Origin of the sequence: Paenibacillus bouchesdurhonensis (assembly GCF_900155685.1) — a bacterium.
GTDB classification, from domain to species: domain Bacteria; phylum Bacillota; class Bacilli; order Paenibacillales; family Paenibacillaceae; genus Fontibacillus; species Fontibacillus bouchesdurhonensis.
The window spans coordinates 1,253,862-1,279,258 of record NZ_LT732548.1; the positions used below are offsets into that span (position 1 = coordinate 1,253,862).

General features: G+C 46.1%; 19 protein-coding genes. 18 read left to right on the top strand and 1 reads right to left on the bottom strand.

The genetic code is table 11. From position 1 onward, the window contains the following. The first annotated feature begins 99 nt into the window (after positions 1–99). The 17 genes from essC to CZ379_RS10330 all read left to right on the top strand — a co-directional run bounded on the left by essC (position 100) and on the right by CZ379_RS10330 (position 22,932). Positions 100–4,107, top strand: coding sequence for a type VII secretion protein EssC (gene essC, locus CZ379_RS10250; RefSeq protein ID WP_110931541.1), 4,008 nt, complete (start codon positions 100–102; stop codon positions 4,105–4,107). 93 nt (positions 4,108–4,200) lie between these two features. Further along, positions 4,201–4,473 carry a WXG100 family type VII secretion target gene (locus CZ379_RS10255; protein WP_110931542.1) on the top strand — a complete coding sequence of 91 codons (273 nt, stop codon included), beginning with the start codon at positions 4,201–4,203 and terminating at the stop codon, positions 4,471–4,473. 94 nt (positions 4,474–4,567) lie between these two features. After that, complete coding sequence (locus tag CZ379_RS10260) at positions 4,568–5,320, top strand: vWA domain-containing protein (RefSeq protein WP_110931543.1); 753 nt, start codon at positions 4,568–4,570, stop codon at positions 5,318–5,320. Positions 5,321–5,334: 14 nt separating this feature from the next. Beyond that, positions 5,335–5,661, top strand: coding sequence for a hypothetical protein (locus tag CZ379_RS10265; RefSeq protein WP_110931544.1), 327 nt, complete (start codon positions 5,335–5,337; stop codon positions 5,659–5,661). A gap of 29 nt (positions 5,662–5,690) precedes the next feature. Next, the gene (locus CZ379_RS10270; RefSeq protein ID WP_110931545.1) at positions 5,691–7,049 is read left to right on the top strand and encodes a protein kinase domain-containing protein; all 1,359 of its coding nucleotides are present in this window, start codon (positions 5,691–5,693) and stop codon (positions 7,047–7,049) included. A 13-nt stretch (positions 7,050–7,062) separates the two neighbouring features. Continuing rightward, positions 7,063–7,863, top strand: a complete 801-nt coding sequence (locus CZ379_RS10275) for a PHP domain-containing protein (RefSeq protein WP_110931546.1) — start codon at positions 7,063–7,065, stop codon at positions 7,861–7,863. A 2-nt stretch (positions 7,864–7,865) separates the two neighbouring features. Next, positions 7,866–8,144, top strand: a complete 279-nt coding sequence (locus CZ379_RS10280) for a WXG100 family type VII secretion target (RefSeq protein WP_110931547.1) — start codon at positions 7,866–7,868, stop codon at positions 8,142–8,144. 12 nt (positions 8,145–8,156) lie between these two features. Further along, the gene (locus tag CZ379_RS10285; RefSeq protein ID WP_110931548.1) at positions 8,157–8,495 is read left to right on the top strand and encodes a WXG100 family type VII secretion target; all 339 of its coding nucleotides are present in this window, start codon (positions 8,157–8,159) and stop codon (positions 8,493–8,495) included. A 12-nt stretch (positions 8,496–8,507) separates the two neighbouring features. Then, complete coding sequence (locus CZ379_RS10290; protein ID WP_110931549.1) at positions 8,508–13,286, top strand: RHS repeat-associated core domain-containing protein; 4,779 nt, start codon at positions 8,508–8,510, stop codon at positions 13,284–13,286. Between the two features lie 87 nt (positions 13,287–13,373). Continuing rightward, positions 13,374–13,964 carry a hypothetical protein gene (locus tag CZ379_RS10295; RefSeq protein ID WP_110931550.1) on the top strand — a complete coding sequence of 197 codons (591 nt, stop codon included), beginning with the start codon at positions 13,374–13,376 and terminating at the stop codon, positions 13,962–13,964. A gap of 226 nt (positions 13,965–14,190) precedes the next feature. Further along, a complete protein-coding gene (locus tag CZ379_RS10300; protein WP_110931551.1) occupies positions 14,191–15,384 on the top strand; it encodes an S-layer homology domain-containing protein in 1,194 nt (397 codons plus the stop codon). 8 nt (positions 15,385–15,392) lie between these two features. Next, complete coding sequence (locus tag CZ379_RS10305; RefSeq protein ID WP_199925557.1) at positions 15,393–18,785, top strand: DUF5704 domain-containing protein; 3,393 nt, start codon at positions 15,393–15,395, stop codon at positions 18,783–18,785. 121 nt (positions 18,786–18,906) lie between these two features. After that, positions 18,907–19,668, top strand: a complete 762-nt coding sequence (locus tag CZ379_RS10310; protein WP_324616407.1) for a YwaF family protein — start codon at positions 18,907–18,909, stop codon at positions 19,666–19,668. 196 nt (positions 19,669–19,864) lie between these two features. Then, positions 19,865–20,413, top strand: coding sequence for a mismatch-specific DNA-glycosylase (locus tag CZ379_RS10315; protein ID WP_110931554.1), 549 nt, complete (start codon positions 19,865–19,867; stop codon positions 20,411–20,413). Positions 20,414–20,625: 212 nt separating this feature from the next. Further along, positions 20,626–21,402 (top strand): amino acid ABC transporter substrate-binding protein, encoded by a 777-nt coding sequence (locus CZ379_RS10320; protein ID WP_110931555.1) that lies wholly within the window; start codon positions 20,626–20,628, stop codon positions 21,400–21,402. A gap of 109 nt (positions 21,403–21,511) precedes the next feature. Beyond that, positions 21,512–22,171 carry an amino acid ABC transporter permease gene (locus CZ379_RS10325; protein WP_110931556.1) on the top strand — a complete coding sequence of 220 codons (660 nt, stop codon included), beginning with the start codon at positions 21,512–21,514 and terminating at the stop codon, positions 22,169–22,171. Between the two features lie 14 nt (positions 22,172–22,185). Next, positions 22,186–22,932 carry an amino acid ABC transporter ATP-binding protein gene (locus CZ379_RS10330; protein WP_110931557.1) on the top strand — a complete coding sequence of 249 codons (747 nt, stop codon included), beginning with the start codon at positions 22,186–22,188 and terminating at the stop codon, positions 22,930–22,932. A 556-nt stretch (positions 22,933–23,488) separates the two neighbouring features. On the opposite strand, the gene CZ379_RS10335 is transcribed toward CZ379_RS10330, so the two are convergent. After that, positions 23,489–25,123: a response regulator transcription factor gene (locus CZ379_RS10335; protein WP_110931558.1), complete on the bottom strand. Its 1,635-nt coding sequence runs from the start codon at positions 25,121–25,123 to the stop codon at positions 23,489–23,491. A 48-nt stretch (positions 25,124–25,171) separates the two neighbouring features. Between CZ379_RS10335 and CZ379_RS26120 the strand changes: the two genes are divergently transcribed. Continuing rightward, positions 25,172–25,324 (top strand): hypothetical protein, encoded by a 153-nt coding sequence (locus CZ379_RS26120; protein ID WP_234404880.1) that lies wholly within the window; start codon positions 25,172–25,174, stop codon positions 25,322–25,324. Positions 25,325–25,397 lie beyond the last annotated feature (73 nt).

Below are 25,397 nucleotides of genomic sequence, written 5' to 3' on the forward strand. Positions count from 1 at the left end.
TATAATCGGCCTATATTCTAACTTTTTACCGGGTATTTGGAAATAGTTCTGTTATCACGCTTATAACAGCAAGAGTATAGGAAAGTGAGTGGTTAGTCTATGTCATATTTCTTCTACCGAAGGTCGCCGCGAATAATCAAAGAGCAGACCAGGGAACCTGTAGAATTGGTTCGCCCTCCATCGGTTCCTCAGGCCCCATCGTTGAACCTGATATCAATTATGGTTCCGATTATGGTTACGGTTGCCGGGGCTACGGCGATGATTGCTTTTTACAATAGCAGGGGGAATAATCAATTCGTTATCGTTCAGATGATTTCCCTATGCACGATGGTTGCTTCCTATTTCATTCCGGTACTGGTACATTTTCAGCAGAAGAGCAAGCATCGTAAAGATTTGAAGAGACGAACCCAGAAATATGAAGCTCATTTGGAAGAGCAGCGGGAGAAGCTTCAGAACTGGAAGAATGAATTGGTGCTCGATTGGCATCAAACCCATCTTGAACCACAATTTTGTACCCAATTAATGCTGGAGCGAAGCTCCTCGATTTGGGAGAGAATCCCTCAGGATGCGGATTTTATGAAGATACGGGTAGGAATCGGCACTGTCCCAAGCGGATTCGAAATCAATGTCCCGAAGCAGGAAGGACTGGATAAGGATCCGTTGGTGGAGAAGGCGGAAGAACTTGCGGAACGCTTCTCAACGATCACGAATGTCCCGGCCCTTATGGATATGAATAAATACCGTGTGATCGGTCTGGTTGGTGAGGAAGAGGATTTAAATATGTTCTGCAGGTCAGTCATAACTCAAATATCAACCCATCACGCACCCGATGAAGTGAAGATTACCGCCTTTCTAAATCAACTGCAATCACCAAATTGGAGTTGGCTCCGGTGGCTTCCTCACACTTGGGATGATAATAGAAGTAAACGCTATATTTTTCAGGAGCGAAGCTATCAGCCACAATTATTGGAGCAGCTATTCACTATACTTCAAAGACGCTCATGGGTTGAAGAGAAAGAGAAGGCGCTGCCCTTCTATCTCTGCTTCATATCTTATATAGAAATGCTTGAGCATGAACCCTTGCTGCCTTTGCTCCTTAAGCAGTCTGACGATATTGGCGCTTGTACAGTGGTGCTGGCATCGAGAAGAGACTTCCTGCCTAAGGAGTGCCAGTTGGTTGTTGAGCTAAAAGGAACAGAAGGAATTATGCGCTCCACGAATGTAACGGGAGGCTCTTCGGATAATACATATGCTAAACCCAAGGATGCTGTCCCCTATGTCCAGCCGTTTCAATCGGACAGCATGACATTGTTCCAAGTGGATAGCTATGCCAGGGGCATTGCGCCTTATCGTATTAAAAGTAACTCCGCAGATGAAATTGTAAATGTACTGACTTTATTTGAACTATTCGAAATTGATGTAGTTCATGAAATCGATGTGTCAAGCAAATGGGAACAGAGCCGGTATCCGAATACGCTGCCATTCCCCGTTGGAGTTCGAGGGGGGAAGAAGCCCGTAATTCTAAATCTTCACGATAAAATTGAGCGCAAGGGACACGGTCCGCACGGACTAATGGCTGGCACAACAGGCTCTGGCAAGAGTGAAGTCATACAATCGATGATCGCTTCGCTCGCCGTGCACTATCATCCGCATGACGTTGCTCTTATGCTGATTGATTATAAAGGAGGCGGAATGTCCAACACCTTTGCGGACTTGCCTCACGTCATTGCAACGATCACCAACCTGGAAGAGGAAGGATTGATTGAACGCTCCAAAGTTTCCTTGAAGGCAGAGCTAAAACGCAGACAAAGACTGTTTGTTTCCGCCGGGAATGTACAGCATATCGATGAATATTATCGAACCGAGTGGCGAGAGCGGGAGCCATTGCCGCATCTTTTTATAGTTATTGATGAATTTGCCCAGCTAAAAAAGGATCAGCCGGAATTCATGAGCGAGCTTGTCAGTATTGCCGCCATTGGAAGAACGCTGGGAGTTCACTTGCTCTTGGCTACGCAAAAGCCCGGAGGAGTAGTAGATGATAAGATCTGGAGCAACTCCAGGTATCGTGTATGTTTGAGGGTTCAGGATGAAGGCGATAGTCGAGAAATGCTAAAAATTCCTGATGCGGCCTATATTACTAATCCAGGACGCGGTTATTTGCAGGTTGGCAGCAATGAAGTGTTTGAATCTGTTCAATTTGCCTGGAGCGGGGCACCGTACCGGCCAGGCGAGGATGCGAAGCAAAGCGATAATCAAATTTTCGAGATCAAGCTTGATGGCAGCCGCAGCAAGCTTGTGGACCCCTTAGAAATTATTCCGCAAGTACGGGCGGAAGAACGGGGAATTGAGCTGAAGCAGCTTAGTGTGCTGACACAATATATTGCCAAAGAGGCTGAGAGTCAAGGTATCCATCGTTTGCCTGGACCGTGGCTTCCTCCGCTTCCAGCCGAACTTGTCCTGGACGATTTGCCGGATGCAGCGGTTGAGACTCGTACATTGTTGAACCCTAAAGTAGGCCTTGTTGATGATGTAGGCAATCAGACGCAATTCCCGCTGCATATTGATCTCGAATCGGGGCACTGGATTATATATGGCATGCCGGGAACAGGGAAAACGACGTTCATTCAAACGTTTCTTTATGCCCTTGCATTGGGAAATACTCCAGAGGATGTCCATGTTTATGCGCTTGATTTTGGCCGTATGCTCAAGGACTATCATCTGCTGCCTCATGTGGGGGATGTTATTCAGGATGACCAAGAGGAGAAAATTGAGCGATTAATAGGATTGCTGGAGGAACAGATCAGATATCGAAAAGTATTGTTTGCCGAAACAGGGGTTAAGTCAAGGGTCGCTTATTGTGACGATACCGGAGAGCAATTACCTGCGATTCTTGTCGTTATTGATGGATATCTAAGCTTTAAAAATCAGTTTGAGAAAGCTCATGAAAGAATAGAAGTTATCATGCGGGAAGGTGCGAGTCTTGGGATATATTTTGCGATTACAGTGAATCGGGTATCGGATATTGCGGATCGAGTTAGAAGCAATTTCCCCAACGCCATCTCCTTTCAGCTATCTGATGCGGGGGATTACCATTATACGGTCGGCCGTCTATCCAGTATTCCTGGGCAGCTGCCGGAAGGACGCGGCTTTGTGAAAGGAGCCCTCCCGCCTTTTGAATTCCAGACGGCGCTTTCCGTGGAAGCACCTAGCGAGTCGGCTAGAGCCAAGAAGCTTAGAGAGATTTTTCTAACTTTAGATGAAGGCTGGAAAGGCTATAAGCCATCTCCAGTGAGAACCTTGCCTGAAATGATTTCATTGCAGGAATTCTGGGGAAGAAGCTCGGAGTATTCCTCCGAACAATTTCCAATCGCCCTCAGAGTGGATGATCTTAAGCCATTTGTCTGGAACCTCGTTGATGGCCCTTTCTTTACGATTGCCGGTCGTGCGGAAGGTGGAAAGACCTCGTTGCTTACTACAATTGGGATCATGGCATCGCAATACCGCAATTCCGAGGAGCTTGAGTTATATTTGTGTGATTTTAGACGCTCATCTCCGGGGGTAAGCGCACTTAAGTCATTAGCTCATACGAGAGGCTATGCATCGGACGATAGAAGTCTGGAGGAGATGCTTCAGACAATTCGAAATGAAGTAGAAAAACGAGTTTCGGACACGGCCTCTGCTGAAGGAAAGCCTACGCTTATGCTTTTAATGGATGATGCGGATATTACGGCTAAACGAATCTCGGGATCTTTTGCAGTAACAGAGCATTTGGAGTACCTGACTCGTTACGGCCAGGAGAGTGGCTTGGTGATCGTTATTGCTGGGCAGGCAAGCGACCTGCACCAAAACTGGGACTCATGGATGAAAGAGATTAAATCCTCCCAAGTTGGGTGGCTTCTTGGTACAACCGATATTTCTGATGCCCAATTGTTCAATGTTAAGATTCCATATGAGCAAAGCAATAAAATTCTTCCAGCAGGAGAAGGATACTATATTAGAAGAAAGATAGAGCGGATTAAAGCTGTGCACTCGTTTGGCCATGGTATTAATTTGCTGGAGAATCAGATTGAAGAGGTAAATAAGTCTTGGGAAAATAGTCTTGTTTAGTGTGAAAATGTAAGAAAATGTATTGAAGAGAAACGGGTTTTTTAGTACTATTATATTAGTTTGTTAACATTTTCTATATTAGGAGGAATATCTATGTCACGTATTTTAATTACACCAGAGGAATTAGATAGAATTGCTTCGCAGTTTCAGAACGGAGCTAACTCTAGTAAGGATCTGTCTGACCGATTGAATTCAGCAATTCAATCCATGCAGGGCCAATGGGACGGGATGACGCAGCAGCGCTTCTTCCAAAGATATGAGACAGATAAGAAAAACATGCTGACATACATACAAATGCTGACAGACGTTTCGACAGAGCTCAAAAATATTGCAGATCGCTTTAGACAAGCAGACCAACAAGGTTAGCAAGGAGAATTGGTTAGGGGCTAGGCTAAGTAATGACTTATTACTGGCCTGGCCTTTGATGTATAAAGGAATAAATAATGAGGAGAAAATCAACGTGAATTATCAAGTCCGGGCCACCGAGAATACCCCCGCACTAATCATCTACCTGTTGGACATCAGCGGTTCTATGACACTGGAGTTTGAAGGGCGCAGACGAATGGACATCATTAACGAGGCCTTAAAGACGGCGATTCGACAAATTGTATATCGTTCGACCAAAGGCACATCGTTATCACCGCGGTATCGTATTTCTATCTTGGCCTATAGTGATGAAGTCTACGATTTGCTTGATGGAGTGAAGTCCATTGATCGTATTGCCAACCGTGGGAATTTGCCGCAATTGTATCCAAAACGTTTCACAGATACAGCCAAAGCCTTCAGGCAGGCTGAGAAAATCCTTCTTTCGGAGCTTCCTCATATGACACATTGCCCTGCGCCTATTATTTGCCATATGACGGATGGTGTTTATACCGGTGAGGATCCAGAGCCAATTGCTCGCCGGATTATGGATATGTCGGTTCCAGACGGGAATGTATTAGTTGAGAATATCTTTATGACCGATGAAGCTGTCCAAGACAAAGTGAAGGATGTCAAGACATGGAAGGGCATCCTGCCTGATACGTTTACGCCGGATCCATATTCGGAAAAGTTAAAGAGAATGTCCTCGGTTATCCCTGAAAGCTATCGCGAACTAATGATGGAATCAGCTTACTCTATCCAAAAAGGGGCATTAATGATGCTTCCAGGAACAAGTGCTGACCTTATAGCCTTAGGTTTTCAGATGTCTGCTTCAACCCCAATTAAATAACAAAAGGTGAGTTTATGGATCGAACGATAATGACAGTAATTATAGATTCCACCGGTGAAACGAAGGATTTGGATTTACCTAGCCATGTGCCGTTAATAGAGCTGGTAGATCCTATACTGCGTGGAATCAGCCAGGGGGCGCCTCTGAATTACAGTTTGGATCAGTTGGATTTCTTAATCAGCGATGGGAGCCAGCAATGGCAGAAGGTATCTGGAGATAGTACCTTGAACGAACTAAAGGTGTTGGAAGGATACTATTTAAGATTAGAGAAAGTCCAGTCCTTCTCAACTGCCTCGGAAGCGCAGGATATGATGAAGAGCGATAAAATATCGTTGTTCTAGCATTTATAAATATAAAGGGAGTAATCCTTGTGTTTAAACCCGAAATAAATTTGAAGCTCCATATAAGAGAACAAGTATTCAGCATGGCAGAACACCCGACTTTTCCCGGGATTCCTTACGGTCAGGAAGGAAGGCAAGGCACCGTGTATAAACTCTTAAATGAGGACGGCGGGCAAGATGCGGCTATGAAGGTCTTTCGGCCTTCCTTCAGACACCCGTCCTTGGTTAAAACTTCAGAGAAGATGCTCGGTATATCCGACTTCAAGGGCTTTCGTGTATGTGATAGACAAGTACTGAGCCCCCAGCTAGAGATGGAGCTGCTAAGCCAATATCCTGAACTATTATACAGTGTGATTATGCCTTGGATCGATGGGGATACATGGTGTGAAGTTATTCAAGAGAGAAGAGAATTAAAGGAAGAGCAATGCAGACATCTGGCAATATCGCTTGCCGAGATACTTTCAGGTATGGAGCAGCGAGGGCTTGCCCACACGGACTTATCTTCGTCAAACCTAATGGTTTCTGGCTATCAGGAGGAGAAGCTGAGCGAGATTTGTGTAGAGCTTCTGGATTTGGAAGATCTGTATATGACCGGAATCGAGGAGCCCGATCATTTGCCTGAGGGGATGAACGGGTATATGGCAACGTATGCTCGGAAGGATTCAGTATGGGGGCCCGATAGTGATCGCTTTGCCGGAGGCATCCTCATTGCAGAAATGTTGGCTTGGTCAAGCCCGGAAATTAGAAATCTTAGCTGGGGAGAGAGCTATTTTGATCCTGACGAAATTCAACAAGAATGCAATCGATTTGAACTCATGCAACAGACCATCGAGAGGCTGTACGGCTACGAGACAGCTGGGTTATTCGTTAGACTTTGGCGGTCGGAGCAGCTTCAGCAATGCCCTTCGTTTGGCGAATGGCTTATTGTCCTTTCTTCTATTGACTTAGAAGCAGAGCTCGATCAGCCCGTGGAAGAGCTGAGGGAGGATGTGGCTAATGAAGTCCAAGGCTCGCAAGAGTCGGAAGCGATTCAAGTTAATCCATTCCCCGACGATAAGCTGGAGGAATCACTTCGAAAGGCGAGAGAGCTTGAAGAGGGAGGTCAATTGAGCGCTGCCCTATGGGAGTATGGCAAATTGATTTCATATTTTCCAGAAGCCTCTTCCCTGCGCAGGGAAATTGAAATTGTCATGTCATCGGTACAGCAATCCATTGATGAATCTCTAGAGACAGAGGCCAAAGATACCTTGAAAGTAAGGGATATTTTGCGGAAGGAACAGATTACTGAGCCTGAGAATCTGTATCGCAATGTGTGGATAGTTACTTTAATTCTGTCTGTGGTATTTATCCTAATTTCATTGGTATTTTATATATTCAAGAATATTTAGGGGACGTGATGAATTGTCACAGAGTGAAGCGGTCTACCGACTTACATCGCAAGAGTTCTTCTTTCTGACTGAAATGCTGGGACTTCAAGGGGTTGCTGGGTTTGAGGATCCTTTTCGCGGCTATTTAGTTGACGAAATCGAAGAGCAATTTAATCAAATCAGGCCTGGCCTAGTATCTAAAGGATATCTTATTCCGGGCAATGATCCTGAATCATATGAAATCGAAGATGTGCTGGGAATATGTATTGCTGTCTGCGGAGCTTCGGATGCTGTACAAGTCAAGAAGTTTATTGCGGGCTCTGGAAGCTATGACGCATTCTTGTATTTTATGCCGAATCTGGTCGTCGAGATGGCGGTTGATGAAGAGGGCAGTATAGTTCTTAGTCCGGTAGCCAATGCGGAGATTTCCTTTGAATGGCTGTTCCGCTTTTTTCCGCTAACCTTACGGTCTGAGAGGCAATGTGAGCTGCAGTTGAAGGATTGCAGTTGGAATAAGTGGAACGCTTTGACCTCTAAGGAAAGAGCAGCACTCTTAGAAGAGAAGGATTGTCCGGAAGATGAGCTGCAGCCGCTTGTTGCTGCATTTGAGAATGCGGGCCGCTCAGGCTCTATGGTGTTCTGGAATAGGCAAGGGTATAAATGGTACACCGAAAGCTATCATTATGTGCAGAGAGAGCAAGAGTTGTATTTGATCTCGGAAATCGGCATTGAAGAAATAAATATTCAGGCTTACAACCCTGAAGTTATTCTGGATGGTTTGAATCGTTTTGGGGCTAACTTCGATCTGGGTGTGGAAGTTGAGGGAGGAGGATAAGCATGGGAAAACGCATCAAGATTGAACCGGAGCAAATTAAAAAGATTGGTGATCGATTTCTTGCCTGCAGTGAGCAGAATTTAAACATGTCCAAGGAATTAAAAGCTTTAATTGATGGTTTGGGCGGAGATTGGGAGGGAAATTCAAGAGAGCGCTTCTATTCGTCCTATCAGGATGCCCATAAGCAATTGGAGAGCGTGTCTACTTTGCTGAAAGACGTTGGGGATGAGCTGAATGCAATCTCCGAGAGATTCAGACAAGTAGATATGAATACATATTAGGGGGAGTGACCAATGCCGATTCGAGCTGATGTCTATGAGCTTCAAAGAATAGCCAGGCAAGTAAGATCAGGCAGCCAGTTATTAAATAATGAGGCTCGAGGACTGAACGAACGAGTATCCACGATGAATTGGAAGGGTTACGCCTATCAGCGCTTTATACAGGGATTTCGTGAGACCCACCTAAAGCTGGGACGAACAGCAGCTCAAATGGACGGATTTGCAAATTCGCTTGAACGGATTGCAGAGGCCTTTCGCCAGGCTGATATGGAAGAGGATCGTAGAAGAGAAGAACAGGCTAGGCGTGAGCGTGAAGCAGCAATTGCCCGTGCTAATGCAAGTCGAAAGAAATAAGGAGGGAGCGGCTTGAGAATAGAGGTGGAAATTCCTAGCCTGAAACAAACAGGCAGAGAGTTGAAGAGAACTGCTAATGAATTAGAAAGCATGCAGTCAAGCCTTCAGCGATCCATGAGCAGGCTTACTCTCGAGAGCCGGAGCCGTTCTGATGTCGATAGCACTTTCCGGCAAATTGATCAGAGGCTTACGGAGATAAGGCGTGAGCTTGAGGAACTCTCACGACAATCTACTACTAAAGGCGAGCAATTTAGTGAAGCAGACGGCAAGGGACGTTCATTCACACAAAGTAAGGCCTGGAAGTTCATCAAAACTGGTACAAGCATGGCATTGGATTTTGTACCGGTTGTAGGCAATGCCAAAGGTATTATTGAAGCTGTAATCGGGCGAGATCTGATTACGGGTGAGAAGCTGGCTCCTTGGGAGAGGGGATTAGCCGTTCTAGGGCCTCTGGGGAAAGGTACACGGAATGCAGCGAAGCTGGTGAAATTTGCCGATGAGGCCGTGGATGGAATTAGTGTGCTTGCCCGAAACAGCGATACGGTTGCAGATGCTGTGAAGCAAGGCGAACGGGCAGTGGATGCGGCTGCCGATGCGAAAACCGCGACCAAGCAAGCAACAGAGACCGCTGGCCATGTCAAGGGCGGCGATGAGGTTGCATCGGCAATGAACCGCAGCGACAGCGTCTCTCAGGCTGGTAAAACAGGTGATCGTGCGGCTAATACTGCCGAGGAGTTGACGTCAGCTAAACAGGTCTCTGCAGCTGAAGGCAGTATACAAGGGATGAATCGTGCAGGAAAGAATATAGATGCTGCTCACGGATCGGATCAAGCGATAGCTGCGGCCGTCGGGGCAGGAGCTGGTGGTACGGCTGCAGCAGCAGCTTCGCTGGCGAGCAAAGGAAACAAGACAGCCACAGCGGCTAAAGAGGCTCCAACGAGTAAAGGAGGCTCGAATTCTCTCGAAGCGGGACAACACGGCGGGGGTGGAGGTACATCTGCCTCCAAGTCTAAAACGGATAGTTCAACGATGGATAACAGCAATCGAAATACGGAGAGCTGTGTGGAGGATCCAATTCATACTGCAACAGGACAGCAATTTATTGTTCACCCTGCTCTTAAGTTGTATGGTGCGGGGATATGGCAGTTTGAGCTGTACTACCATTCAGGTTTGCTTCAGGCCAGCGAGCTAGGAACTGCCTGGACGCATAATTATGCTATGAAATTGGAAGAGACGGGCCCGAATGGTACGGATACTAGGAGAGCTATCACCGTTTGGCGCAATGCGAGCCATTACAATGTGTTCTATCAGGAAGCTGATGGAGTATTCCGGGGCGGAGATATCGACTCCAAGTGGAATGAACTGTATTTAACGGATAAGGGCTACGAATTGCGAACCAGAGATCGAGAGAGTTTCTATTTTAATCATGACGGAAGATTCGAGCAGCATCGCAACCGTGATGGTTTTCTGCTCCAAGCCTTGTATGATGATGGACGCCTTATTAGCTTGAAAGATGCAGTTACTGGCAGAGCATTGAACTTTCTGTATAATAACGCAGGTTTGCTAGAGCGCGTGTATGATCATGCCAGGGAAATTGAGTTTACTTATAATGAGTCTCGCCATTTAACACAGTTTCTCGATCCGAATGGGCACTGCTCACAGCTGACTTATGATAAGGATGGGCGGATCATCACTTTAATGGTTGCTGGAGAAATTCAGTTCATTAATACATTTGATTCAGAGCATCGAATCATCGCTCAGGAAGACGGTAAAGGAGCCATTTCCCGTTTGAGCTATGATACTGACAGCAAGCCGGGTTATACGATTACGACCTTGATTGATGCTTTGGGGCACGAACGACAATTTGTTCATGATACAAACCATTTATTAATTGAGATCACAGAACCGGATGGCACCAAGCGTGAATACACTTATAACGAATGGGGACAAGAGACAGCACGGATAAATGCGATGGGTGAGAAGATAACCAGAGAGTATGACCCGCAAGGTCGTCTCGTTGCAATCATCGATCCGTCAGGCAGCCGTACTTCATACACTTATAATAGCAAGCACCTGGTGGTACAGGAGATTGATGCATTAGGCGGGGTTACGGCTTATGAGTATGACGAGCAGGACCGTTTGCTTTCGGTTACTCGCCCGGACAGCACTTTCAGCAAATATACTTACGATTCGAAGGGGCTGCGAATTGCTTATCAGGACTTCTCCGGAGCCGTCACGAAATATCACTACCAGGATACTGGAGAGCTGTCGGGAATAGAAGATGCTGAGGGAAGAATGTTTACAGTTGCTCATGACGATGCGGGACGAGTGAATGACATTCAGGATCCGCTAGGAGGGCAAACCAAACGGCTATACGACGCCAACGATAACTTGGTGATGGTGACCGATCCAATCGGGAGGACTTGGAGCTTTGCTTATGATGCCAATGATCATTTGATTGAAGAGAAGAAGCCATCCGGAGCGACAATTAAATATACCTATAATGCCGCCGGACAGATGGAGTCGACGGAGGATGCCTTGGGGCATACGGACAGATATACATACGATAATGAAGGGCGCCTTGTAGAACATACGAACTCCATTGGAGCCACAACACGGCTTGTTTACGACAGCGTTGGCCGATTGTCGACGGTTACCGATCCGTTAGGCCGTGAATTGGCTTATACGTATGACAAAGCGGGCAGATTATTGTCTGTGGTCGATGCGGAAGGACAGCAGATCCAAGCTTTAACCTATGATATGAATGGAAACCCTGTAGCAGTAACCAATGCTCTGGGACACACGACGCATCGACGATTTAATGCCCTGCGCCAGCTGATTGAGGAGAAGGACGCCCTTGGACGTCAGACAGAGCTTGTTTATGATGCTGCTCATCGTGTCAGTGCGGTGATAGAAGAGCATACAGCTCGCTATGAGCAATCCTTTGATGCCATGGATCGCCTGGCGTCTTATATGGATTCCAATGGGAATCGCACGATGCTTCGCTATGATCAGACGGGGCTTCTAGTTGAAGAGAAGAATGCTGCTGAAATGAGCCTGGTCAATAGCTATGATGAGCGGGGTTGGCTCATAAACCGCAGCAATGCTCGAGGCCAGAACACGGAATATCGTTATGATGCCGCTGGACAGGTAGTAGAGGTTAAAGATGAAGCTGGTCAAATCTCTCTAGAGTATGATTTGGATGGACGGGTGATTTCTGCTGCCGAAGGCAGCGATCAGGCCGAGCGAAGCTATGATTTGATGGGGAGATTGATCGAATCCCGCGATCCATGGGGCCATCGGATTCGTTATAGCTATGATGCCCTGGGACAACTGACTCATTTGACTTATCCAGATGGGAAAATAGTGGAATACCGCTACAACGCTGCAGGTGAATTAAGTGAGGTCAAGGACTGGCGCGGTCGTCTAACCCGGTACAAATATGACGATAACGGACGTGTTATAAATACTGTGCGTCCTAATGGAAGCACTGAACAGCGAAGCTATGATGCGGCTGGCCAGCTTCTTCGCATAAAAGATGCATCAGCCCAAGGCGTGATGCTGCAGGATCTTCGATACGTCTATAATGAAATCGGCCAAATCATAATGGAGGATGAACGGCAGTATACCTATGATAACCTTCGAAGATTAAGAAGCGGATCGTGGCCGGGACGCCGATTCCATTACACCTATGACTTAGGCGGAAATATTACCGAAAGCGGCGATAGTTCATCGGACGTCAAATTGAACATGTCCTACGGTTCAGACAATCGTCTTGCTAAAGTTGGAATCTTCCCCGTTGAGATGGATCGGGATGGCAACCTGCTCTACATGACCGACGGCGAAATCATGGAAGCCTACGAATATGACGCCCGCAACCGCTTGTGCGCAGCAGGCAAAGCGAGATATCGATATAACTGGAAGGGTGACCGAATCTCCCTAACCTGGAGGGGGACAACCACCCGCTACGTCATCGACGATCGTACCGAGCTAAGTCAAGTGCTTATGGAGCTTCATGAGGATGGGACTCCGAAGGCCTTCTATGTATATGGTCATGGCCTGATTGGCCGGGAGGATGAAGCCGGGAATTACTTGAGTTACCACAGCGATCTTCGCGGAAGCACGACGCTGCTAACCGATGAACATGGCCGGGTAAGAGATCGCTACACTTATGATCCATATGGCAAGATTGAAAGCCACGAAGGAGACACCCGTCAGCCCTTCCAGTATAATGGAAGAGACGGAGTCATGACAGACCCGAACGGGCTGTATTACATGCGTGCCCGTTACTACCATCCGGTGCTAAAGCGGTTCCTGAACCGTGATGTTATCCGCGGAGACCTGCAGGATGGCCAAACCTTTAACCGCTATGCCTACGTAAACGGCGATCCGGTTCGCTATATTGATCCTCTGGGATTGATGAAGCAGGACTGTCCGAGGGCGGGTAAGGGTGACACGAATCCTTCAAAACCTGCTATGTCATTTGAGGAGGCACTTGAGAAACTAAATGAATCAAACTTGAGACCGGGACAAACTGTAATATCAAAGAGTCGAGTAATGGAAATAGTTGATAATTACGACCCGATAAAAGCACAAAGTAGCATTTTTAGTAATGGAAAAACCTCCTACCTTGTTGAAGGTCATCACACGACAGTTGCGAGCGTAATGTTTGGAAGAGGCAATAGCTTTAATATGAACTACCCTACTTTACAGATTCCTTCAGCAACTAATGTTTACTGGACGAAAAAATGGTATGAGTTTTGGAAAACATCAATAAAAGTCCTAGATTAGCTTGTAGATGATTGATGGGTTAGTCTTGATTAAAAAAGTCTATCCTATCAATCATCGGCTATTATATTTATTTAAGGAGAAAGGACATTGACCAAAAACACGATTTACGGAGAAATCCTATATGTTGGGTTTGTAGCGGAAAAAGGTAGGGTATTCAGTCGGATAGGGAAATATTCATATAGGAGAATATTAAGGAAACACGCCTTTTTTTGGCAAAGTGTGATTTGGAGAATGATTGATGGTGCATATACAGAGGAAGACGAGCAATTAATAGATGACTTCATTGATCTTTGTCAAACCCAAAAAGAGATTGGAAAATTTTATTGTCCACAATCAAAGTCCTTTGCGGAAATTAAGCAACGAATCCAATTAGGTATGAGACAAGCTGATAATAACAAAGAGGATATAATAATCCTAAGTTTTATGAATGAATTGGTGTTGGAGTTAATAGCATTGCTAAAACCCAAAATCATGATTAATAGAGATAAAGTGCATTTAACAATTAGAGCTCTGCACAACCTACCTAAGTATTTTTTGCATGGATCGGAGACGTTCATATATCAAATATCAAATGCTGGTGCTAATTTTCAGGATACGATAGCATATTCGATTAGCAATATGGATGAATCCATGAAAAAAAGATATATACAAATATACAATGAATTGATTGAACCTTGATTGGCCTCGTGCCTTTCAAGGTTTTTTCTATTTAATTCTTCGTGGGCTATTATTCAACAAATTTACCCAACAACAACAAAATACGACAAACTTCTCGAACACCAAATGGTATGATTATACTATATTTCTTAATGCAAGTGCCTGTCGAACTATATCTTTATGGGTGGGCCATGGGAAATATGCAATATGTAACTCATCTATTATGAAGAATAGGAGCGTACATAACATGAAGAAATGGATGGTTGGAAGGTTTACTATAGTTTTAGTGACAGCCCTCTTGGTTGGGGTGACGAGTGTTTCTCAGGATAAGGCTGGAGCCAATACGGCAACTACGGCTTCTAAGCAGGAAGCTGCATTGCCAGCGGCTTTGCCCATTGCGAATCAGCCTGTTCAGCGGGGGGAATTCCTTAAGCTGGTTGTTGCCGCACTGGAGCTGCCTCTAGAGGAAGCCGCGGGTTCCGGGTATGAGGTTTATGCTAAGGCGGCACGCGATCATCAATTATATGTTGAGACGGACTTTCCAAGCTCATCCCAATCGCTGAGCAAGCCTATTACCCGCAAGGAGGTCGCTAGAGTGATTGTGCGGGCAACGGGAGGGAATACGCAAGAAGACGATAAGTGGATGTATCTGGCTACCAAATCAGGCTTGCTCACGGGGCTGGGCAAGGGGGAGCTTGGCGAGGACAAGACCATAACTCAGGCCCAGGCTGACAAAATTATGGAACGTATCCGGACGTTAAATGCAGGAGGGCAGTTAAAAGCTGACAAGTATGCAGTCTCCAGTGCCGAGCTAGTCTGGCATAAGACGAATATATTTACCGTTATGCCAGAAATTTTTGTCACTAGAGAGGAACATTATAAGGGGAAGACCATAGAGGACTTGTGGCGTGAGGATTTAATGGTCATTGAATCGAAGAATGGCCTATATAAGGGACAATTGGATGCGCTTATCGCTATTGATTTAGAGGATCCCAATGACCCGAATTTAAAGCTGCTTGATCCAATCCAGGAGTATAAGATTGATTTTAACGGAGCCAGAATAAATAATGTACCTGTGGACAACTATCCCATTACAGATTGGAAGAAAAGCTACGTACTTCTATTCAAGGGAAGAACAATATACAACAAAGATAAAACAAAATTTGCTACGTATCAGCACGGGCCGTTAACTTCCATTCATGGAATAGAACCGCCTGATTATCAATTGTTTCGAGAAAAGAAGGTCTTGAATCAAGCTGCCAGTCTTTATCGCAAAGAAGCTAACGATGTGGAAGCTTATATTATACCCAAAGAAGGGTGGATTCAGGAGAAAAATAGACAAATATTTATTGCTATTAAGACACCGGCATTATCTGAATGGGTTGGTGGAATCCAAAATGTATTAATTAGAGTTGACGGCCCTAAATATATTAAGGACTAGTATTCTATATGTCAGATTATTCGAAACGAATATTCAGGGTCGGGATTGCTGGTATGTTGACAGCAGCTATACTGTCCGTTTCAATTCCAGATATTCCTGCAGTCAGAGCTGCGGGAAATCAGGTCATAACGAAGTCAATTCCTTACCACCTTTCTGGAAACGATAAGATGACAGGCGGCGGAATCTTGTATACGCGCTTTGATTCCATGGAGGTAAATTTTAATGAGGATGCCGGTGCTAATAATAAAATATTAAAAATTGAATTTATTAAGGGTAATGAGGTTATTGATACAGTTGAAGTGAATGACCGGTATTATCGAGGGAAAATTACATTTTCCGGCGAAGCTGATCTAGTACAATCCCTAGCCAATACCCCAATCGCAGGGGGATATTTTGCTTGGCAGCGCGGAGCCTCTCAGGTAGGCTGGACTCCCGGGGCTTCAACCTCAGGTTATAAATTTATAGGTACCGCGAATCCTAAGATCAACCCTACAGGACTGCATGAGTACCCGGGAGTTGTAGTGGAATTGGAGACTACTTTTAGCAGGAAAGAATCCTTTAAAAGCGAAAAATATGGGATTTCGGTTTCTAGTAATGTGGTCGATAACCGAAGGAGCATTATTGACAGCCTAAATGATGGAACAGCAGTACGGGTTAATAACAGAGATAATGTTCAATACCCCAAGCCAAATCGACCAGGTGAATTCTATTTTGGCAAAAATGATGAGTCGACGGTAATGAAGCAGGTTATATATCCTGACCTAAATGGTAATAAAGATTATGCCGACTTAAATCAGGCTAAAGTAATATTTACACAACGGCATTATAATGCACTTCACTTTCATAAGCTTCCCGCAGGCAACGCGGCAATGTTATTTTTCTTGGCCAATTATGAATATGATATTGTGTCTTATACGTACAGGTATCCCGAGAAAATGAAAATTTATTATGAAGGGGATTCCCCGGATGATATCGAATCGAGCTCGGAGTGCACTGAACCTGTTCCCGGCCAAGCTTTGAAAGACGAGGTTATGATCCCTTATGCTGATGGGGTAATCAAAGCAGATCGGAGAGGGAATGAACCGTTTGATGTTATTATGGGGATTCCAACCTCGGAGAGTCTGTATGGAAATGCCTTCACTGAAGAGTACTTATATAAGAACCAATTTGTTGAAATGAGCGGGATATGCACTTATAACGTAACTGTGAAAAAGACCTTCCATTTAACATGGTATCCTCCTGCCCCTGAAGGTGCGACTGCGCCGCCTGGGCCTATGACGGCTCAGGAAGAGATTGTTAGGCAGTATACGATCGAACGACCCTATTCTTATTGGGTTATTGATAATTTGGAAGTGTATGAAATCAAGGAAGCTGCACTATGGAATTATGCATTTGAAGGAAACGGCATTCGAATTGAGCCGACCTATTACACTCCCCCGGATTTTTCAACCGAAATTACGGGGAAATTTAAAGCCCCTCCGTTGCCTGATACCATAATAGCTCCACCCGAGAGTCGCAGCGGAGGACAGGAACCTCCGGATTTGTCGGGCGAAGAACTGCTGTCTGAAGCGGAGGCGGCAATACCAAATGTTACAGTTCAGAACGATACCTTCTATTTTAACGGAGCAATCATTATGGACGGCATAGAAGTGGAAGAGGTTGGCCCATCGCCAGGAAGCATTCCTGCGCCAAGAACGATTGGGGAGAATGTGCTATATAGCCCAGGGAATATCATCCCGATTAGCAAAACGAACAAGGCTTATCAACAAAGCACAGGAGCCATTTATTATGGGATTATGAGCGGCAATATTAATGGAGGGGCTGATATAAGTTTTCCTATTTATGGAATAAACCCCATAACCGTACATACCCCTGTGGTAAATTACTCTTCTGTATCGGATGATCAAGCGCATAATCAGAAGACGAATCCCAATGAGAATCGCTCGGCCTTGATCCTCGAGCGTCCTTTCAAAATTCGAATGCCGACGTGGGGGCAGCATTTAGATGAGTGGAGTTATCCGGGCTATGGAGATCGAGATTATGCAAAGTACTATCGAATTAAGCAGGTTCTGTTTCCGTTCGATGTATACAATGAGAATAAGACCCAGTTTATTCCGAAGCGAACCTGGATTGATATTCCCGTAAATCAGGTGGAGACCACCTTTTTCTTGCCAGTTTGGGTGGATGAAGGCCATTACCAAGTTTATTTTCGAAATATTGCAGAAAATGCGCCAGGCACCAGATACGAGGATATTCCATATGAGCAGGACGCCAACTTAAACTTAATAAATCATGTCGCTGTCGATGAAGTATCTGTTGATGTCATTGGACGACTTTATGATTTTCACATTACAGATATTGCGGATTTCAATTGGGAAAAGGTATTCCGCGTATCCAAAGGCAGCAGTAATCCCACCGGCGTCTCTTATTGGGTTGGCACTAGAGATATTGACGGGCAGCCCCGCGGCAACAGCATGCCGTTTACACTATTGATTCGTCCGGGCAGCCACCCGCTGCAAGGCTACAAGAATGTCTCTATAAAGACGGGGTACCATTTTAAATTCGATTTAAAGACAAAGGGAAATATGTTCGGAGAGCGGGATGGAGTTGTGATCACCCCTACATTTTATTTCGTAAGCCAGGATGGTAAGGTTCGCGAGAAGGTAGATCTATATTACCGCACGAACGAGAAACCATTTGTCAAAATTGGCTCCAGGGACGACCAAGCTTATCGATACGTCATCCTAAATGAACGTCTGCGCAATGTGCCCGTGGAGGCTCTGACGGATACGGCATTGTACAAATATGATCATTATAATGGTTTAGGACAGAATCTGTCTCGAAATCAATACGTTGATTTGTATTTGAATAAGACGACAAAGCAAAAGACACCTGTTGGCAGCTATAGCAGGATGGCTTTGCCGGAACAGCTTCGAACTTTTATCGGGCCTAAAACCAAATATTTGAACCACGATTTGCCATCCTCTGTAGATGCTCAGCGGGCAAACGCATCTATTCAACAGTGGTACGGTGAGTACAGTCTGCCTGCGAATCCTTACATAGTCAAAGCAGGGCAATCTATTGAGGAGGCTCACCGGGTAAATGGCCGGCTGGATGACAAGTCACCTGTGTTCTTGCAGAACAGATATAGGAATGGATACATCGTCGTTAATTTTAATATAGTATCTGTTCGGGAGGGCGATGTGGATGCCCCTCATCTCCAATATATTCATGCGCCAATGATGAACAAATGGGAAGAAAATCAATGGCAGATGGAAGGCTTCCAAGAAAAAATTAAAGATGCCTACGGCCATGAATTCTCATTAACTCAGGGTGATGTGGTTTTCTATCACGCTAATAAATCCAGTCGAGATGATTTCAGCTCACAGGTTTCCCATTAATTTGATTCATGAACATTCAGAACAGGTCAAGCCAAGAAGCGCTTGACCTGTTCTATCGTTACAGTCCATATTATAGACATCAACAAAGATGGCCGGAAATGAGAAAGAAAGGAACATGCGGATGGACAATTTTTTTCGGGTAGAGGGCGCGCCTGATTTTGGAATGTTTTCGACTTCCCATCTCGTAGGGATTGGGGTGTTTCTACTGGTAATTGCAGCACTATTTGCGGGGAGAAAGCATATTGGATCCAGCGCGTTAGCTATGAAGGTGATTCGTTATGGCCTGCTTGGCTTGCTATTGTTATCTGAAATTGCTCTAAACTTTTGGTACGTGCTTGAGGGACAATGGGATATCACGGATACTCTGCCGCTGGAGCTGTGCAGTATATCTTTGCTGTTGTCCATTGTAATGCTGGTGACGAGAAATCGGCTGTTGTACCAGGTATTGTTTTTTGCCGGGATCGGCGGGGCATTGCAGGCATGGCTGACGCCGAGTTTGGACTTTGGGTATCCGCATTTTCGTTTTTTTCACTTTTTTATCGCGCATGGGGCAATCATTCTCGCTTCGCTCTATATGACCTGGATCGAACGCTATCGGCCGACATGGAAATCCATTGCCTGGACGATGCTGTTCCTGAATGTATTGGCCTTAGCTGTCGGCGCGCTGAATTATGCGATCGGTGCTAACTACATGTTCTTACGGTACAAGCCGAGCACGCCGTCCGTATTGGATATGTTTGGGCCGTATCCATATTATTTGTTGGCGGAGGAGCTTATTGCCCTCACGATGTTTATAATTATGTATGCGTTGTTCTTCTGGATTCCTGATTTGAGGAGAGAAGCAGCTAGACAGCCGGAGAATAAGAAGGAACTTACTAGATAGACCTAGCTGTGAATTAAGCTGGTATGAGCAGCGGTAGAGGCTAAGCCCTATTATGTTGACGCGTTAATTAATATGGGGTTCCTAACGGGTTCTCTTTTATAAGGTAATCGGGGGTTGAAACAGCTGCATCTCAACATGAAGAAATAGCTCCAATTAAAATATGTGGAATAGTCTCATAAAGGAGGAAGCTAAAATCATGTACGAAGCAGATGAATCCAAGGAGTTATCAGCCATCTCAGATCACTTGGACTACGGGCTAAGCATTGTGTTCATCGGCTTTAATCCTAGCATTCGTTCCGGGCAGGTCGGGCATCACTATGCCAATCCACGAAATAATTTTTGGCGCATATTACATAGCTCCGGGCTGACGCCTAGATTGTATCATGCCTTCGAGGACGGGGATCTGTTGAAGCTAGGGTATGGCTTTACGAATATCGTGGCGCGTCCGACGAAAGGGGCCGAGGATATTACTCGGAAAGAATATGCGGAAGGCCGTGAAACATTGCGTGCGAAGCTGGAGAAATATCGTCCGAGGGTGGCGTGCTTTGTCGGCAAAGGTGTCTATATAGAATATAGCCGCAAACCGCGAGTGGAATGGGGGTTCCAGGAGAGCCCTATAGTCGAAGGAATTCATGAATTCGTGGCTCCCTCTTCCAGTGGCCTGGTACGGATGCCGATGGCCGATATCGTGGAGATTTATACAAGGTTAAATGAGTTTACAATGGGGGGCTCTGCTCCTGAATAAGGGTCTATCGACTGGGATTGTTTTTGATATGCGTTTCAAAGGAATGCTTACTGTGCTGCTAGAACACGAGTTGAATCCCCAATTGGGAACTAGATCCAGTCTATCCCTTCCCCTCGACTCTTTCAAGGTGATATGCTATGATATAACCTTGATAACGTATTAACGAACTAAAGTATTTAAGGGCTGTGCGGACTAGACGGGGGAGGATCAATATGAAGAGAATTAGACTAGTTGTATTGGGATTAATTGTTGCAGTTATGATGGCTGCCTTAGTAGGATGCTCTGGAGGAGCAAAGGACGAGGGCAAGCTGGTAATCGGGGTTGACGATAAATTCGCGCCGATGGGATTCCGGGATGAGAAGAACGAGCTTGTCGGCTTTGACATTGATTTTGCGAAGGCGGTCGGCGAAGAAATGGGCATGGAAGTGACCTTCCAGCCGATTGATTGGAAAGCGAAGGAATCCGAGCTGAACAGCGGACGGATCGATCTCATTTGGAACGGATATACGATTACAGAAGAGCGTAAAGGTAAAGTTTTATTCACGAAACCTTACTTGGAAAATAGTCAGATCATTATTACTTTAGCTGATTCTGATATATATTCCATAAAGGATCTGGCCGGAAAAAATGTAGGCCTGCAATCGTTGTCTTCGGCGGTGGACGCGCTTAACGCTAATCCGATCAATTCCGAAGTGAAGAGCGTTACAGAGTTTGCGGATAACGTGCTGGCACTTACCGATTTGAAGACGAAGCGCCTGGATGCGGTCATTATTGACGAGGTCGTGGCCAGATATTATATGTCCAAGGAAGAAGGCACATTTAGGCTGGTTGAGGAAACCCTTGCTCCTGAGGAGTATGGAATTGGCGTCAAAAAAGGCAACGAAGCCTTGCTGGAGAAGCTGCAAAATGCAATAGACACACTGAATGCGAACGGCAAAGCCGCTGAAATTTCAGAGCAATGGTTTGGCGAAGACAAAATTTTGAAGTAGGCAATTGATGGGTTTTCCATCAATTTATAAATATGAAATTAAGTAAAGTCATCATACGATAACCGGATCGCTATTTGTCCGGTTTTTGTTTTTTGGGGAGACGAAATATATGAGTATAAGTTACCTTTGGGACATCACTATACCGATGCTGCAGGGCGCCAGAACGACGATCCTACTGTTTCTGCTTGTCATCATTATATCGATTCCGCTGGGCTTCCTCGTTACGTTAATGGTGAACAGTCGCGTGAAGCTGGTTAGCTGGTTGGCTAACGGTTATGTGTACGTGATGCGAGGAACGCCGCTGCTGCTGCAACTGCTGTTCTTCTGCTTCGGTCTGCCGATGCTGCCCTTCATTGGCGAATATCTTCTGATGGACAGATTTGCAGCGGCCTGCCTTGCATTTATTTTGAATTATGCCGCCTATTTCGCGGAAATTTTCCGCGGGGGTCTGCTGGCTGTCGATAAAGGGCAATATGAAGCTGCGCAGGTGTTGGGATTGAGCCGCTGGCAGACATTAACGCGGATTATTATGCCGCAAATGTTTCGGGTGGCGTTGCCTTCGGTATCTAATGAATCGATTACGCTCGTCAAGGATACGGCACTACTCTATGCGGTATCCGTTCCCGAACTGCTCCACTTTGCTTATGCGGCTGTAAATCGTGATTTTACCATTGTTCCGTTCGTCGTAGCAGGCGTCAATTACCTGCTGATGATTTTAGTATTAACCCTGCTGTTCAAAGCACTTGAGCGAAAATTCAAATTCGAATAAAGGACTGTCTAGCTATGGCAATCATTGAAGTTAACAATTTGAGAAAAGTGTTCGGCCAGCTTGAAGTGTTGAAAAGCATCTCCTTCAATGTGAACCCGAGTGAAGTAGTAGCTGTAATAGGCCCTTCAGGCTCAGGAAAATCAACGATGCTCCGCAGTCTTGTACATCTGGAAGAGGCAAACGGCGGCAGCATCAAAATTGGGGACGGGCACCTCGTTAAAGACGGCGTATACTCTAGTGGTCAGCAAATCAAAGCGATTACTGCTCGCATGGGGATGGTGTTCCAGCATTTCAACCTGTTTCCCCATTTAACGGTCAAAGGCAATTTGGAGCTGTCACCTAAGCTGGTTAAAGGGATGTCCGCAGCCGATGTGTCCAAGATGAGTCTGGAGCTGCTCGACAAGGTCGGTCTAGCCGACAAGGCGGACGTCTACCCGTCCAGTCTCTCCGGAGGCCAGAAGCAGCGGGTAGCCATCGCCCGGGCTTTAATGATGAACCCGGAGATCCTGCTGTTTGACGAGCCGACGTCGGCTCTCGATCCCGAACTGACGGGGGAGGTTCTGCAGGTGATGAAGCGCTTAGCCGGGGAACAGATCACGATGATCGTCGTGACGCATGAAATGGGCTTTGCCCGGGAAGTAGCCGATCGCGTCCTGTTCATGGCCGATGGCGAAATCATCGAGTCCGGCACGCCGGAGAAAATCTTCGAAAATCCGCAGCGTGAGCGCACACGGGCGTTCCTGACCCGGGTATTGGCCTGATCAGTGTTTCGTCTCGCGAACAATGAATATAATACTACAGGGCTGTCCCAAGATCTGAAATGACTCGGGAACAGTCCCTGTTTATATATGCACTACAGCAAAGCCTTTAATCATTTTGACTTAATACTGCAAAGATACTGGTACAGGTACTCCCTGCTTATCAACTGAACATCTACATTCAACTGCATACACCAAACTGCGTGGGCCAAGCTGTCGTATATTAAGATGCATGCACCAAACTTTGACACATCACGTTGTCCCTTATTAAGCTGCGCACACTACGTTGTTCCTACAGTAAGCTGCATGCACCAAACTGCGCACACCATGCCGTCGTACATTAAATGGAGTCCGTGTATCTAATTATGCTCTAAACGAATGTTTCAAAACAATAGATGGATTTTAGGTATCTAAAATCCAAAATCCAGGCCATGACTGGCAAATCCCCTTCTTTTAACCCATGAAATCCATTTAAATCTACCTTCTCTTATTTGCCGCGGAAACTAACTACTCTAAATCCATCTATATAAGTTGAACTATTAAAATGTATACGTTGAAACTATAGGCTCTCAAGCTTGCTGCGATACATTTTCGGAGACACGCCCTCCTGCTTCTTGAACACTTTGCTGAAATATTTGACGTCCCGAAACCCGACCATTTCCGCAATTTGCGAAATTTTCAAATGAGGGTTTTGCATGAGCTGCTTCGCCTTGTCGATCCGGTAAGTGGCTAAATAGTCGGAGAAATTAATGCCGAATTCCTGCTTAAACTTACGAGAAATATATTCCCGGCTGACGAAAAAAGCGCTAGCAATATCAAGCAAGGACAGATCGTCCATATAGTTCTGCTCAACGTATTTGACGATATCATTAATTGTCCGCTTGTCTTTAGCCTGCCGTTCGTTGATCACGCGAGCCAACTCGCTCATTAAACTATAAGACCAATCCCGCCAGGCGAACAGCGTAAAAGCATAACTGCCCGGGTGGGGAGGCTGATTCAGCCGGTCGCTTTGCTCCAATGCGGCTTCGGCATTCCCGGCGGCATCGCCCAATGTCTCCCGCAGGAGCTGGACGCGAAACTGCATGACCGCAGCTGTCCATTGCTGAAGCTGCTCCGGCGTAATGCCCCCGGTTCGGGCGAGCTCGCTAACCCATTTTTGCGAGGCTTCGGAAATTTGCCCGTCGCTTCCGCTAAGGACAGCCATCTTCCATTCCTCTCTAACCGAACTGAAGTTATACTGGCCATGTCTTTCCGCCGAATCGTCGCTTTCTGCTTCAAGTGAATGCACATAGGCGTCGCTCCGCAGCACGTTGCGCCTGGCCAGTGCCGTCTTCGCTTCGGCATATTGAGCCGGAAGGCTGTGCGGAAGCTGGCCTGCCAAGCCGATCCCGAAATGCATTCTGCGCTGAAATGTATGGAACAATCCTTCGTTAATGCGGAATATCAGTTCTTGAATGTTGCAGGATCGCTCCCAGGTCAGAATAATAATTTCCCAGGGAGCACCCCAATACTTGAAGGCGATGCCAGAACGATCTTTGGCGAGGAACTCATTGCAAACATTAATGATGGCAAAGTGCATTAATTCGCTGTCGTTGCCGAATCGCTTGATGAGCAGCGCATCGCTGGCGTCCAGCTGCAGCAGCGATAGCTGTGCGGCTTCGGCTTCCATTGGGATGGCACCCTCATTGCGCAGGCGACGAACAGAAGCCTCGGCGGCGCTCTGATCGTCAATAAGGGAGGAGAGCAGCTTCTCCCCGTAAACCGGTTTGAATTCATTCAACTGGATGTTTTGCCGCTGTATGTCGATCCGATCCCGCTCCTCTTCGCGCCATTCCGTCACTGCTTTATGAACCGCGGCATTGATCGCCTCAGCTTCAATCGGCTTTAGGATATAATCGATTCCTCCATGGCGGACGGTGTTGCGGACGAATTCGAAATCGTTGTGACCGCTGACCACGATGAATTTAACGGTATCGGCAAATTCGCCGATCCATTCCATTAGCTCCATGCCGTGTCCGGAGGCCATCATCATGTCCATAATGACAAGTTCTGGGCGGGACTTGCGTATGAGCTCCATCGCTTCGTTGCCGCTTCCGGCCTCCAGAATTTCATGGATGCCGTGGGCATCCCAATCCACGAGAAGATGGACAGCCTTACGGACTCTGGCTTCATCATCTACAATAAGTGCTTTCATCTCTAATCACACTCCGCTTCTATCTTGATCAGGAATAATCAGGGTGATTTGTACGCCGACCGGATCAAGGTTGCTGATCGCCAGCGCGGCATTATCTCCATTGACAAGCTGCAGCCTAGCGAGAACATTGGCCAAGCCGATCGAAGTGCGGCTTGTCTCATCCCCGTCATTCACTGGTTGATGGATTGTGGCGGGGGGTAAATCGCCTTGTTCTTCCTGCAGCTGTTTTTATCTGATTTCAGGGGTCTGTGCCCCCTTGTTCTGTACGACGATT

Excerpts from the sequence above, each read along its gene's own strand:
- essC (WP_110931541.1), top strand. The coding sequence starts at position 100 with ATGTCATATTTCTTCTACCGAAGGTCGCCGCGAATAATCAAAGAGCAG.
- CZ379_RS10305 (WP_199925557.1), top strand. The coding sequence starts at position 15,393 with ATGTCAGATTATTCGAAACGAATATTCAGGGTCGGGATTGCTGGTATG.
- CZ379_RS10310 (WP_324616407.1), top strand. The coding sequence starts at position 18,907 with ATGGACAATTTTTTTCGGGTAGAGGGCGCGCCTGATTTTGGAATGTTT.
- CZ379_RS10320 (WP_110931555.1), top strand. The coding sequence starts at position 20,626 with ATGAAGAGAATTAGACTAGTTGTATTGGGATTAATTGTTGCAGTTATG.
- CZ379_RS10325 (WP_110931556.1), top strand. The coding sequence starts at position 21,512 with ATGAGTATAAGTTACCTTTGGGACATCACTATACCGATGCTGCAGGGC.
- CZ379_RS10280 (WP_110931547.1), top strand. The coding sequence starts at position 7,866 with ATGGGAAAACGCATCAAGATTGAACCGGAGCAAATTAAAAAGATTGGT.
- CZ379_RS10335 (WP_110931558.1), bottom strand. The coding sequence starts at position 25,123 with ATGAAAGCACTTATTGTAGATGATGAAGCCAGAGTCCGTAAGGCTGTC.
- CZ379_RS10255 (WP_110931542.1), top strand. The coding sequence starts at position 4,201 with ATGTCACGTATTTTAATTACACCAGAGGAATTAGATAGAATTGCTTCG.
- CZ379_RS10300 (WP_110931551.1), top strand. The coding sequence starts at position 14,191 with ATGAAGAAATGGATGGTTGGAAGGTTTACTATAGTTTTAGTGACAGCC.
- CZ379_RS10265 (WP_110931544.1), top strand. The coding sequence starts at position 5,335 with ATGGATCGAACGATAATGACAGTAATTATAGATTCCACCGGTGAAACG.
- CZ379_RS10330 (WP_110931557.1), top strand. The coding sequence starts at position 22,186 with ATGGCAATCATTGAAGTTAACAATTTGAGAAAAGTGTTCGGCCAGCTT.
- CZ379_RS10285 (WP_110931548.1), top strand. The coding sequence starts at position 8,157 with ATGCCGATTCGAGCTGATGTCTATGAGCTTCAAAGAATAGCCAGGCAA.
- CZ379_RS10315 (WP_110931554.1), top strand. The coding sequence starts at position 19,865 with ATGTACGAAGCAGATGAATCCAAGGAGTTATCAGCCATCTCAGATCAC.